General features: G+C 64.1%; 12 protein-coding genes and 1 riboswitch. Of the genes, 8 read left to right on the forward strand and 4 right to left on the reverse strand.

Features of this window, described 5'->3' with window-relative positions:
- Nucleotides 1-72 precede the first annotated feature (72 nt).
- Nucleotides 73-188, forward strand: a riboswitch (TPP riboswitch).
- 42 nt (nt 189-230) lie between these two features.
- The 4 genes from thiB to FJ986_RS29015 all read left to right on the forward strand — a co-directional run bounded on the left by thiB (nt 231) and on the right by FJ986_RS29015 (nt 5,583).
- Nucleotides 231-1,229 (forward strand): thiamine ABC transporter substrate binding subunit, encoded by a 999-nt coding sequence (gene thiB, locus FJ986_RS28995; RefSeq protein ID WP_140554930.1) that lies wholly within the window; start codon nt 231-233, stop codon nt 1,227-1,229.
- Between the two features lie 237 nt (nt 1,230-1,466).
- Entirely contained in the window at nt 1,467-3,080 is a 1,614-nt protein-coding gene (thiP, locus tag FJ986_RS29005; protein WP_140580080.1) for a thiamine/thiamine pyrophosphate ABC transporter permease, read from the forward strand.
- On the forward strand, nt 3,080-3,862 hold the full coding sequence (gene thiQ, locus FJ986_RS29010) for a thiamine ABC transporter ATP-binding protein (RefSeq protein ID WP_140627990.1): 783 nt from the start codon (nt 3,080-3,082) through the stop codon (nt 3,860-3,862). The genes thiP and thiQ overlap by 1 nt, the downstream gene beginning before the upstream one ends.
- Before the next feature lie 257 nt (nt 3,863-4,119).
- Nucleotides 4,120-5,583 carry a M48 family metalloprotease gene (locus FJ986_RS29015; RefSeq protein ID WP_140493312.1) on the forward strand — a complete coding sequence of 488 codons (1,464 nt, stop codon included), beginning with the start codon at nt 4,120-4,122 and terminating at the stop codon, nt 5,581-5,583.
- Between the two features lie 72 nt (nt 5,584-5,655).
- Here FJ986_RS29015 and FJ986_RS29020 read toward each other — a convergent pair whose 3' ends face one another.
- A complete protein-coding gene (locus FJ986_RS29020; protein ID WP_140517570.1) occupies nt 5,656-6,522 on the reverse strand; it encodes an RNA polymerase factor sigma-32 in 867 nt (288 codons plus the stop codon).
- A 322-nt stretch (nt 6,523-6,844) separates the two neighbouring features.
- Here FJ986_RS29020 and FJ986_RS29025 point away from each other — a divergent pair, with 322 nt between their 5' ends.
- The 4 genes from FJ986_RS29025 (at nt 6,845) to FJ986_RS29040 (ending at nt 10,215) form a co-directional block, all read left to right on the forward strand.
- Nucleotides 6,845-7,618 (forward strand): amino acid ABC transporter substrate-binding protein, encoded by a 774-nt coding sequence (locus FJ986_RS29025; RefSeq protein WP_140493318.1) that lies wholly within the window; start codon nt 6,845-6,847, stop codon nt 7,616-7,618.
- A gap of 108 nt (nt 7,619-7,726) precedes the next feature.
- The gene (locus FJ986_RS29030; protein ID WP_140493321.1) at nt 7,727-8,407 is read left to right on the forward strand and encodes an ABC transporter permease subunit; all 681 of its coding nucleotides are present in this window, start codon (nt 7,727-7,729) and stop codon (nt 8,405-8,407) included.
- A complete protein-coding gene (locus FJ986_RS29035) occupies nt 8,404-9,195 on the forward strand; it encodes an amino acid ABC transporter ATP-binding protein (RefSeq protein WP_140554933.1) in 792 nt (263 codons plus the stop codon). Before FJ986_RS29030 ends, FJ986_RS29035 begins: the two co-directional genes overlap by 4 nt.
- A 111-nt stretch (nt 9,196-9,306) precedes the next feature.
- Nucleotides 9,307-10,215 carry a patatin-like phospholipase family protein gene (locus FJ986_RS29040; protein WP_140580078.1) on the forward strand — a complete coding sequence of 303 codons (909 nt, stop codon included), beginning with the start codon at nt 9,307-9,309 and terminating at the stop codon, nt 10,213-10,215.
- A 101-nt stretch (nt 10,216-10,316) separates the two neighbouring features.
- On the opposite strand, the gene FJ986_RS29045 is transcribed toward FJ986_RS29040, so the two are convergent.
- From FJ986_RS29045 to FJ986_RS29055, 3 genes are all read right to left on the reverse strand, one after another.
- On the reverse strand, nt 10,317-10,898 hold the full coding sequence (locus FJ986_RS29045) for a CarD family transcriptional regulator (protein ID WP_006327799.1): 582 nt from the start codon (nt 10,896-10,898) through the stop codon (nt 10,317-10,319).
- Nucleotides 10,899-11,265: 367 nt separating this feature from the next.
- Nucleotides 11,266-11,604: a ferredoxin FdxA gene (gene fdxA, locus FJ986_RS29050; RefSeq protein ID WP_140493333.1), complete on the reverse strand. Its 339-nt coding sequence runs from the start codon at nt 11,602-11,604 to the stop codon at nt 11,266-11,268.
- A 204-nt stretch (nt 11,605-11,808) separates the two neighbouring features.
- Nucleotides 11,809-12,192: an RNA-binding S4 domain-containing protein gene (locus FJ986_RS29055; protein ID WP_140517614.1), complete on the reverse strand. Its 384-nt coding sequence runs from the start codon at nt 12,190-12,192 to the stop codon at nt 11,809-11,811.
- Nucleotides 12,193-12,206 lie beyond the last annotated feature (14 nt).

A 12,206-nucleotide genomic window follows, 5' to 3' on the forward strand; every position in this document is an offset into this window, starting at 1 on the left:
CAGCCCGGCAGCGGAAACGGAAGGCCGGCAAACAGCCACTTGCGCGGTTCACCGGCCGGGCCTATGTGTCGAGGCGCTCTAACGGGGTGCCGGACGCGATATTTCGCGGACCGGCTGAGAGGCAGTCTCGCCAACCCGCTGAACCTGATCCGGTTTGTACCGGCGGAGGGATTAGACGTTTCGGACAGTCCGACGCCTCAATTCCTTTAACCCGAACGAAGGAGGCGCCGATGCGCACGCTTTTATACGCCCTTGTCTCTGCAATGGTCGTGGTTCTGTCCGGGCCGGCCTTAGCCAAGGACAAGCTCACCGTCTACACTTATGAGAGCTTTACCGCCGACTGGGGCCCCGGCCCGGTGGTGAAGAAGGAATTCGAGGCCGAATGCGGCTGCGATGTCGACTTCGTCTCGGTTGCCGACGGCGTCGCGCTGCTCAACCGCGTCAAGCTGGAAGGGGCCGCGACCAAGGCCGACATCGTGCTTGGCCTCGACACCAATCTCACCGCCGATGCCAAGGCCACTGGCCTGTTTGCGCCGCATGGCGCCGTGACCGGGCTCAATGTGCCGGGCGGCTGGAACGACGACATCTTTGTCCCGTACGACTATGGCTATTTCGCCGTCGTCTATGACACGCAGAAGCTGAAGACGCCGCCCAAGAGCCTGAAGGAATTGGTCGAGGGCAGTGCCGACGACAAGATCGTCATCCAGGATCCGCGCACCTCGACGCCGGGCCTCGGCCTGCTGTTGTGGGTGAAGTCGGTCTATGGCGACAAGGCGCCGGAGGCCTGGGCCAAGCTCAAGGCGAAGGTCTTGACCGTGACGCCGGGCTGGAGCGAGGCCTACGGCCTGTTCACCAAGGGCGAGGCGCCGATGGTGCTGTCCTACACGACCTCGCCCGCCTACCACATGGTTGCCGAGAACACCGAGCGCTACCAGGCCGCTTCCTTCGAGGAGGGCGAGTATCTGCAGATCGAGGTCGCCGGCATCACCACGACGGGAGCCAAAAATCCGCTGGCGGAAAAGTTCATCGCCTTCATGACCGGGCCGAAATTCCAGGATGCCATCCCCGAGACCAACTGGATGTTCCCGGCCGGCAAGACCGACAAGCCGCTCAATCCGGCCTTCGACAGACTGGTCAAACCGACCAAAACCTTGCTGTTCAGTCCCGAGGAGGTCGCGGCCAACCGCAAGGCATGGGTGGATGAATGGCTGGCGGTGATGAGCAAGTAGTTTGGTCGTATGATCGGATGATGAGTGCTCTACAGCGCCCCCCACTGTCCTGCCGGACATCTCCCCCACGAGGGGGGAGATTGGCCGTCACGACGGCTTTCGCCAATTGGCGACGTCACAGGAGAGGGTGGAGCGCTGAAGCAGCCAATCTCTCCCCAAGTGGGGGAGATGTCCGGCAGGACAGAGGGGGGCGCGAAGGAACGCGACGCTCGCTAAAGGTCCTTTGGGTGGCGCAGCGTGCAGCGCGCGTCTGACCCCCGCATCTCCGCCGGTATCCTCGCGCTTGCGGCGATCGGGCTCCTGATCGGCGGCGCGTTTGCGGGTCTTCTTTTCGAAGGCGCGAACGATTTCTCCGGAGCCTGGGCAGCCTTCGATCCTTATCTCCTGCGCGTCGTGCGCTTTACGTTGTGGCAGGCGGCGCTTTCGACGCTGTTGTCGGTGGCGCCGGCCCTGTTCGTGGCTCGCGCGCTGTCGCGGCATCCGCGCTTTCCCGGCCGCGGCTTCATCCTCCAGCTCTTCGCCCTGCCGTTGGCGCTGCCGGCGATCGTGGCGGCGCTCGGCATCCTGGCGCTCTATGGCCGCGCCGGCTATTTCGCCGGCTTTCTTGGTGCCGTCGGCGGTTACAATTGGCCGGGCATCTATGGCCTCTCCGGCATCCTCGTTGCTCATGTCTTCTTCAACCTGCCGCTGGCCACGCGGCTGTTCCTCGAAGCGCTGCAAACCATCCAAGCCGACCAATGGCGGCTGGCGAGCCAGCTCGGCATGGGTGCCGCACCGGCTTTCCGGCTGATCGAGTGGCCGACACTGCGCGCCGCTCTGCCGGGCGTCGCCGGCCTGGTGTTCATGCTCTGCATCACATCCTTCACGATCGTGCTGACGCTGGGCGGTGGCCCCGGCGCGACGACGCTGGAGGTCGGCATCTACCAGGCTCTGCGTTTCGATTTCGATCCCGCGCGGGCGGTGGCGCTGACGCTGCTGCAGATCGCGCTGACCTTTGTCGTGGTGCTGGCGTTGACGCGGCTCGGCGCCAACACCACCGGTGACGCCAATCTGCCGGTGGCGCCGCGCCGCTACGTCTCGGCCGGCAGGACCGAGGCCGCGCTGAATGCCGCGCTCGTCGTGCTGGCCCTTTTGTTCGTCGCCGGGCCGATGACGGCGACGGTGATGTCAGGCCTCGGCGCCGACCTCGGTCGTCTCGCCGGCGAAGCGGCGGTGCGGCAGGCGACGCTGACCAGCGCCGTGCTGGCTTTCCTGTCGGCGCTGCTGTCGGTTGCGCTGTCGCTTTCGCTCGCCATGGCGCGCCGCGTGCTGGCCCTGAAGCGCCGCTCCGGTCCGCGGACCGTGCTCGAACACGCCACCGACACCGGTGCCGGCTTCGTCCTGGTCGTGCCGCCCATCGTCATCGGCGCCGGCTGGTTCCTTCTGCTGCGCCATGTCGGCGATGTCTTTGCCATAGCCCCGGTCATGGTCGTCACTGTCAATGCAGTCATGGCGATGCCTTTCGCCATCCGTGCCATCCGCCCCGCCTATGATGCGGCGAGCGAGCGCCATGAGCGGCTCTGCGCGCTTCTGGGAATAGCGGGCTGGGCCCGGTTGCGGCTGGTCGACTGGCCCTCGCTGCGACGGCCGCTGGCCACCGCTTTCGCGTTTGCCATGGCGCTGTCGCTTGGCGATCTCGGCGTCATCGCATTGTTCGGCAGTGATTCCGTGCAGACCTTGCCCTACCTTCTCCTGGCGCGCATGGGCAGCTACCGTACCGAGGACGCCGCCGGCCTGGCGCTGCTGCTCGGTCTGGTCTGCCTTGCGCTTGTGGTGGCGGCGAGCGGGCTGGGAAGGGGAGAACGAGACTGATGGCTGCGGGCGCCACCAATGGTGCGACAAGGGGAGCCGAGGTGCGGCTGGACACGGTCTCGTTCAGCTACGGCGACGCGCCGCTCGTTTTCGATGTCGATTTCGCCGCGTCGAAAATTACCGCCATCATGGGGCCGAGCGGCTCGGGCAAGTCGACGCTGCTCAATCTGGTGGCGGGCTTCGAGACGCCGCAGGCTGGCCGCGTGCTGATCGGCGGCGCCGATGTCGGCGCGGCGCCGCCTTCGGCGCGGCCGGTGTCGATGGTGTTCCAGGAAAACAATCTTTTTGCCCATCTTTCGGTCGAAGAGAATGTCGGGCTCGGCCGCTCGCCCTCGCTGCGGCTGACCGAGGCCGACCGCGCTGACATCGCGGAGGCGATCGCGCGCACCGGCCTCGCGGGCAAGGAAAGACGCCTGCCGCGCGAACTTTCGGGAGGCGAACGCCAGCGTGTCGCATTGGCGCGCGTGCTGGTTCGCAACCGCCCGGTGCTTCTTCTGGACGAGCCTTTCGCTTCACTCGGACCGGCCTTGCGCGACGACATGCTCGATCTTGTCGCCGACGTGCATGCCGAGCGGGGCATGACGCTGCTGTTCGTCACGCATCAGCCACAGGACGCACGCCGTATTTGTGAGGAGGTGGTGTTCCTCGACAACGGCATGGTTGCCGCCAAGGGCAAGGCGGATGATTTCTTTGCCGGGGCTGGTCCTGAAGTTTTCCGGCGCTATGTTGGCACAAGCGCCTGGGAGGCTGGATCACGAGATATTGCCCGGAAGCGGACATAATTTACGCTCAAACCGGCTCCTGGCGACGGGGCGATTGCTTGCCATGACAGAGGTAGTGTGGCTAGGTCCGCCCTGTACCGGTCCGGTGCAGGCCGTGATTTGCCTGCAGCATCCGCCGCGCGTTGGTATGGCGTGGATGCTGTAATGCTTTGATTTGCGCATGAGCCCTTGCGAGGATCGCCCCGATTTTCGCGGGCATGCGCCAGACCCGAAAGGAAGCCGTTCTGCCGACCGGCACGGAAAGACCAAGAGGGAAAATGCTGGCGCGCTTTCTGGCGCTGGCCGGCTTTGTCGTGGCCCTGGCAAGCTGCCAGATGTTCACACCTCCGGAAGTCCAGGAATCCGGCTTCCAGCCTTCCGACAAACCGATCACGGTCGACAATGTCGCGGCCAATAACAAATTGGCCGAACTGGCCAAGGCGCAGCATCCACGCATCCTGGCGACCTATGGCGGCGAATACTCCGATCCCAAGCTCGAGCGCATGGTCGCCAAGGTCGTAGGCAGCCTGACGGTGGTGTCGGCCAACCCGACCCAGACCTATCGTATCACCATCCTCAATTCGCCCAACGTCAATGCCTTCGCACTGCCGGGCGGCTACCTCTACGTCACGCGCGGCCTGCTGGCGCTGGCCAATGATTCGGCCGAGCTCGCCGCCGTCATCGCGCATGAGATGGGCCACGTCACCGCTAACCACGGCCTGCAGCGCCAGCAGCTCGAGGCCGAGGAGGGGCTCGCCACCAAGGTTGTTTCCGACGTGCTCGGCGACAGCCCGACCGCCAAGGCGGCGCTGATCCGCGGCAAGCTGAGACTGGCGCAGTTTTCGCGCAACCAGGAACTGGAGGCCGACGCGATCGGCATCAAGTCGATCGGCGAAGCCGGCTACGATCCTTACGCCGCCGGCCGCTTCTTGCAGTCCATGTCGGCCTACACCGATTTCCGCTCGATCAGCGGCGCCACCGACGCCAGCCTCGATTTCCTGGCAACGCATCCCAATACGCCGCAGCGTATCGACCTTGCGCAACGCCATGCCCGCCAGTTCGGCCCGCCGGGCGTCGGCACCCGCGATCGCGACGCCTTCCTCGCCGGGATAGACGGCCTGCTCTACGGCGACACGCCGGAAGAAGGGTATGTGCGCGGCGAGACCTTTCTGCATCCGGGCCTGGGCGTGTCCTTCTCGGTGCCGGAGGGCTTCATCATCGACAATTCGGCCGCCGCCGTGACGGCGACCGGGCCGGGCGACATTGCGATCCGCTTCGACGGCGTGTCGATCGACAAGAACCGTGCGCTGACCGATTATATCAGGAGCGGCTGGGTGGCCGGTCTCGACGACGCGAGCGTCAGGCAGGAAACGATCAACGGCAACGAGGCGGCGACGGCGCATGCAGGCGCCGAAGGCTGGCAGTTCGATATCGCGGTAATCCGCGCCGGCGGCCAGGTCTACCGGCTGCTGACGGCGGCACCATCCGCCAGCACGTCGCTCGACACCGTGGCGCGTTCCGTCAGCGGCTCGTTCCGCATTCTGAGTGCCGCCGAAAAGGCGGCGCTGAAGCCGCTGCATATCCGCGTGGTCACCGTCCAGCCGGGGCAGACGATGGGTTCGCTTTCGGCGCAGATGGTCGGCGTCGACCGCAAACTCGACCTGTTCCGGGTGCTCAACGCGCTGTCGCCGGGGGCTGCGGTTTCGGCCGGCGACAAGGTCAAGATCGTCACCGACAAATAGCCGATAGTCGGCGCTGACCCGCTCTCTCGTTTTTGGGACGAGAAACTTCTAGGTAGTTTTCCTGGAATGGATTTAGGCGGCGGTGGCGAGGAATTCCGGGTTCTGCTTCACCAGCGCCACTTTCAGCTTTTCCATGGCGCGGGCCTCGATCTGGCGCACGCGTTCCTTGGAAATGCCAAGCGTCTCGCCGAGCGCTTCGAGCGTCGCGCCCTCGTCGCTCAGCCGACGCTCCTCGATGATGCGCAGCTCACGCGCGTTGAGTGCGGCAAGCGCCGCCTTCAGCCACATCGAGCGGCGTTCGATATCGATGGTGTCGCTGACGACCTCGTCGGGCAAGGGATCGTCCGACACGAGGAAGTCCATCCGCTCGGTCGCGCCCCCATCGTCGGCAAGCGGGACATTGAGGGAGGAGTCGGGCGCCGAGAGCCGCGAATCCATCAGCGCGACATCGGCTTCGGAGACGCCGAGGGCCGCTGAAACCTCGCGGTACAACGTCCTGTTCGACAGCGGCTCCGCGGCGCCGTTCGCCAGCCGGGCGCGCAGGCGCCGCAGGTTGAAGAACAGAGCCTTTTGCGCCGAGCTGGTGCCGCCGCGCACGATCGACCAGTTGCGCAGGATGTAGTCCTGCATCGAGGCCCGGATCCACCAGGTCGCATAGGTCGAAAACCGCACTTCGCGCTCCGGCTCGAAACGGGCCGCGGCCTCGAGCAGGCCGACATGGCCCTCCTGGACCAGATCGCCAAGCGGCAGGCCGTAATGACGGAATTTGGAGGCCATGGAAATGACCAGGCGCATATGCGCCACGGTGATGCTGTGCAGCGCGTTCTGGTCGTTGTCCTTTTTCCAGCGCAGCGCCAGCCGCAACTCCTCGTCGCGTTCGAGATAGGGAGCCCTCATTGCCGCGCGGACCATGATCCGTCCTGCCGTGTCTTCCATCATGAGGCACTCCCTGGCTCTGGCGATACGGATGTCATTTCGAAACCCGGCAGCCGCTCGACTTGAAATGACGGCGTCCTGCCCTACAACGAACGCAAAACGTGCCATGCGCGGGAAAGGTTCCGCCGCCGGCGGCGCGGCGTGGAGGCTGCGCGAAAAAACTCCGGGCGGGTTCGAGGCACCGCCAGAAACGTCAGTGGTAGAATCCGATTCCGAATAATGGATGTTTTTGAAATCTCATTCCTTATTTTTTCAACTCACATCTGTCAATTTCCAGCGCTCACACACCATGCCGGATATCAGGCCAGGACGGGATCACAGAAAAATGAAATGGCTCAAGTCGCTCATCGTCGCCGGAACTTTGCAGGTTCTGGCTGTTACCGCAGGCTATGCCGGCGCCAATCTCGACCAGATCAAGCAGGCCGGCGTCATCAAGGTCGGCACGGAGGGCACCTACGCACCCTTTACCTATCATGATGCCGGCGGAGCGCTGGTCGGCTTCGATGTCGAAATCGCCAAGGCGATCGGCGACAAGCTCGGCGTGAAGGTAGAGTTCCTCGAGGGCAAATGGGACGGGCTGATCGCGGGCCTCGATGCCAACCGCTATGACGCGGTCATCAACGAAGTCGGCATCACCGACGCCCGCAAGGCGAAATACGATTTCTCCGACCCCTACATCGCCTCCAAGGCAGTGCTGATCGTGCGCGGCGACAACACCGACATCAAGAGTTTCGCCGATCTCAAGGGCAAGAAGTCGGCGCAGTCGCTGACTTCGAATTTCGGCAAACTGGCCGAGGCCAACGGCGCCGAACTGGTCGGCACCGACGGGTTCGACCAGTCGATCCAGCTGCTTCTGACCGGCCGCGCCGACGCAACCATCAATGACAGCCTGTCCTTCCTCGACTTCAAGAAGCACAAGCCGGATGCCAATGTGAAGATCGCGGCCCAGGAAGAGAACGCCGACTATTCCGGCGTCATCGTTCGCAAGGGCGATCCGGAACTGGTTGCCGCGATCAACAAGGCCCTGGCCGACATCAAGGCCGACGGTACCTATCAGAAGATCGCAGACAAGTATTTCGGCCAGGACGTTTCGAAGTAATTTACGGCCGGGCCGTTGGCGGCCCGCGCGACATCGCCCGGCGGCGGACCGTTTTGACGGCCCGCCGCCTTTCGCGTGATATACGGCAGTCGCAAGAAGGAGCCTTTCGTGCCGCACTGGCTGCAACTCATGCTGGAATCGCTGCCTTCGCTGCTGTGGGCCGCGTTGATCTTCACCGTACCGCTGACGCTCCTGTCCTTTGTGCTTGGCTTGAGCGTCGGTCTCGGAACCGCGCTGATCCGGCTCTTCGGGCCAATGCCCCTGGTCGCGGTGGCGCGCTTCTACGTGTGGATATTCCGCGGCACGCCGCTCCTGGTGCAGCTGTTCCTGATCTTCTACGGCCTGCCCTCGGCCGGCATCCTGCTTGACGCGTTTCCCGCGGCGTTGATCGGCTTCACGCTCAATATCGGCGCCTATTCGTCGGAAATCGTTCGCGCGGCGATAGGCGCGGTGCCAAAGGGGCAATGGGAGGCGGCCTATTCGATCGGCATGACCTGGAGCCAGGCGATGCGCCGCACCATCTTGCCGCAGGCCGGGCGCGTGGCGGTGCCGCCGCTCTCCAACACCTTCATCTCGCTGGTCAAGGACACGTCGCTGGCCGCCGCCATCACCGTGCCGGAAATGTTCCAGGCCGCGCAGCGCATCGTCGCCACCACCTATGAGCCGCTGATCCTCTATGTCGAGGCGGCTATCCTCTATCTGGCGATGAGTTCGGTGCTGTCGGCCTTGCAGACGCGGCTGGAGGCGCGGCTCAATCGCTATGGCGGGTTCCTGGAGGCGCGCTCGTGATCGACCTTGCCAACATCGAAAAGCGCTTCGGGGACAATCTCGTGCTGAAGGGCGTGACGGTTACCATCGCCGAAGGCAGCGTCACCGCGCTGGTCGGTCCTTCGGGTGGTGGCAAAAGTACGCTGCTGCGCTGCATCAACCTGCTTGAGATCCCAACTTCGGGCACAGTGCGTATCGGCGATCAGGCGCTGGAGTTCCATCCGGGAGCGAAGGTGGCGGCCCGGGACATTCAGCGGCTGCGGCTGCAGACCGGCATGGTGTTCCAGAACTTCCAACTGTTCCCGCATCGCACCGCGATCGAGAACGTCATGGAAGGGCTGGTGACGGTGCTGAAGTGGCCGCAGGCACGGGCGCGCGAACGGGCGCTCGCGCTGCTGGAAAAGGTCGGCATGGCGCACAAGGTCGATGCCTGGCCGGCAACGCTGTCGGGCGGCCAGCAGCAGCGGGTAGCGATCGCCCGGGCGCTGGCGCCGTCGCCAAAGGTGCTTTTGTGCGACGAGCCGACCTCCGCGCTCGACCCGGAACTGGCGCAGGAAGTCGTCGACGTGCTCGGCCGGCTCGCCAGCGAGGGGACGACGATGGTGATGGCCACGCACGATCTGCGGCTTGCTTCAAAGATCGCTCGCGAGGTGGTGTTCCTCGAGGCCGGCATTGTCGTCGAAAAGGGCCCCGCGGCGGTGCTGTTCGGCAATCCGGAGCGCGAACGGACAAGACGGTTCATCGCGACGCTAAAGCAGGAAATGGCGGAGAAGGAGGGTGGGGGAGAAGGCGGCAATTTCTCGTCCTAGGCCTGCGCTGCGCTTGCTCCCTGCCGGGCATTTATCCTCGTGAGCCGCCGTCAGGCACGGTGTTTCTATTTCGATGGACGGGCGTGTCCATGCGCTGCAATAGTGGGGCCGATGGTTCGCAACGTTGCTCTTGTTCTCGGTGGTGGCGGGGCCGCCGGAAATGCCTGGCTGATCGGCATCATCGCGGGCCTCGCCGACACTGGTGTCGATCTGACCGAGGCCGCCGATCTGGTGATCGGAACCTCGGCAGGCGCCAATGCGGCAGTGCAGGTGCGCAGCGGCATACCGCCGGGCGAGCTGCTGGCCGCGGTGCTGTCCCCGCTGCCGGTTCAACCGGCCGGACCGAGCCGTCAACCGCCGTTGCCGCCGATGGATAGTGTATTCGAGCGGATGCGTTCCATTTCCGCCGCCGCTACCTCGGCAGCCGATCTGCAACGGGCGATGGGCGCATTCGGATTGGAGAGCGATGTCAAATTCGGACCTGAAGTGGCCAAACAGCGGCGCGCGCTGGTCGCCGCCAGATTGCCTCGCCATGAATGGCCGGAAAGGCCGATGATCGTGGTGGCCGTCGACGCGCTTACCGGTGAACTGGCTGCGTTCGACCGCGATTCCGGCGTCGATCTGGTTGACGCGGCCACCGCGAGCACCGCGCTGCCCGGTGCGGGGCCTACGCACAGCATCAATGGCGTCCGCTACATCTCCGGTGGCGTGCGCTCCGCCGATAATGCCGACCTTGCCTCGGGCTATGCGAACGTGATCGTGCTCTCGCCGTTCAGCGGACGGAGCGGGCCGCTACCGGAAGGCCAGTTCGAGGGCCTGCGCAGACCGCCGGGCGCGGACCTTGCAAGCGAGGTCGAAGCCCTGCTCCAGCAGGGCAGCCGGGTGGTGGTGATCACGCCTGACGTCGATTCCCGCGCCGCAATGGGCACCAACCAGATGGATCTGGCGACCCGCATCCCCGCGGCCCGTGCCGGTTTCGCCCAAGGCAAGAAGGAAGCGACCCGCCTAACGTTCCTGTGACGATTGCACGCCGAGGGCGTGCACCAACTTTCCAAATATTGCCTGCAACAAAAAACCCGGCGCAAGACCGGGTTTTTCAAAAACTCAAAAGGCGCAAGGCCTCAGGCAGCTTCTTCCTGCTCGGCTTCCTCATTGTCGGCCTTGGCGCCGCGCTTAGGGCCCTTGTTGAGATTGACCTCGATCAAACGCACGGCTTCGGTTTCCGACATGCGGTTGACAGCGGCGATCTCGCGGGCCATGCGGTCGAGCGCGGCTTCGTAGAGCTGGCGTTCGGAATAGGACTGCTCCGGCTGGTTGTCGGCGCGGTAGAGGTCGCGAACAACTTCCGAGATCGAGATCAGGTCGCCGGAATTGATCTTGGCATCATATTCCTGCGCGCGACGCGACCACATGGTGCGCTTGACGCGGGCGCGGCCTTGCACGACCTTCAGGGCGCGTTCGACATAATCCTCTTCCGACAGCTTGCGCATGCCGATCGAGGTTGCCTTGGCGACCGGCACCTTGAGGCGCATCTTGTCCTTCTGGAAATCGATGACGAACAGTTCCAGCTTGTGCCCGGCCACTTCCTGCTCGTCGATCGAGACGATCTGGCCGACACCATGCGCCGGATAGACGATGTACTCGCCGGTCTTGAAACCGTGACGTGCAGCGGTGGACTTCTTCTGCGGGGTGATCGTTGCCATTACGCCCTGAACTCCTTGTTGTGGGCCGGCGGCGGTGCCGGCTGAACTCGCGCGATCGGGTTACCGATCATTAGCCGCACAACAGATGAACCCACCGGAAAAGCCGGGACCGGCAAACCGCACGATTGCGATCGCCTGGCCCAGATCGCTCTGGTCCGATATGGGATTTTCACCTTTCAGTGATTTGGGGCGTTAGCGCCATAAATCGACGTTGTGTCACCGGCATGTTTCGCTCATGTAACACAAAAAGTCGGAAGAATCAAGGTTTTGCTGCATAAGCGAAGGCCACAGGTTCACGCCGCCTGTCAAGGCGGTTAATAGGCCGTACCTCTTACGCCGCGTCATGCCGGTTGAAACGGCAGCGCTGTCAGTCGCCTTCTCCGGGTTCAGCCGAGAAATATTTCTCGAACTTGCCGGCCTCGCCATCGAAGGCCTTGGCGTCGGCCGGCGGCTCCTTCTTGGCGGTGATATTAGGCCATTTCTCAGCGTATTCGGTGTTTATCTGCAGCCATTTGTCGAGGCCCGACTCAGTATCGGGCTTGATCGCGTCGGCGGGGCATTCCGGTTCGCAGACACCGCAGTCAATGCACTCGTCGGGATGGATGACGAGCATGTTCTCGCCCTCGTAGAAACAGTCGACCGGACAGACCTCGATGCAGTCCATATATTTGCATTTGATGCAATTGTCGGTCACGACATAGGTCATCGATCTGCTCCGGGACGTCCCGTTTTTGTTGGCTTTTTCCGTGAGGTAACGCCTTTGGCGCCCGCTTGCAAGGGCGGCCATTCCGGCCATGCCGGCATTGCCGGAATGGAATTCCAACGGCTCGGCAATGGCGGGCATCGGTCATGTGCTCGGACCGTTGTGTCGGCGGCGTGGAAGAACATACATGCCTCCGTACACCGGCGGTCAGTCGTCGCCAAGCAAGCGGTCGGTCTCGCGGCGCTCCTTCTTCGTGGGGCGGCCGCTTCCGGCCTCGCGCAGCCCTGGGATCGCGTCGGGAGGCGCCTCGCCCGTCGGTGCGGCAGGCGGCGACATGTCTTCGTAGAGCGTGCGTGCCTCCACGGCGGGGCCGCGCCGGCTTCCCGCATCGAGCACCTTCCAGATGAAGATGCGCCGCTCCAGCGTGATGGTCAGGACGTCGCCAGGCTTGACCAGGTCGGAGGCCTGCGCTGCTTTGTCGCGATTGATGCGCACCCGGCCGGCCACGACCAGTTTGGCGGCCAGCGAGCGCGATTTCACCGCGCGCGAGAAGAACAGCCATTTGTCGATACGCTGGCGGTCGGTGGCCATCGGGGCGACCATCG

Origin of the sequence: Mesorhizobium sp. B1-1-1 (assembly GCF_006442955.1) — a bacterium.
Classification (GTDB): Bacteria; Pseudomonadota; Alphaproteobacteria; order Rhizobiales; family Rhizobiaceae; genus Mesorhizobium.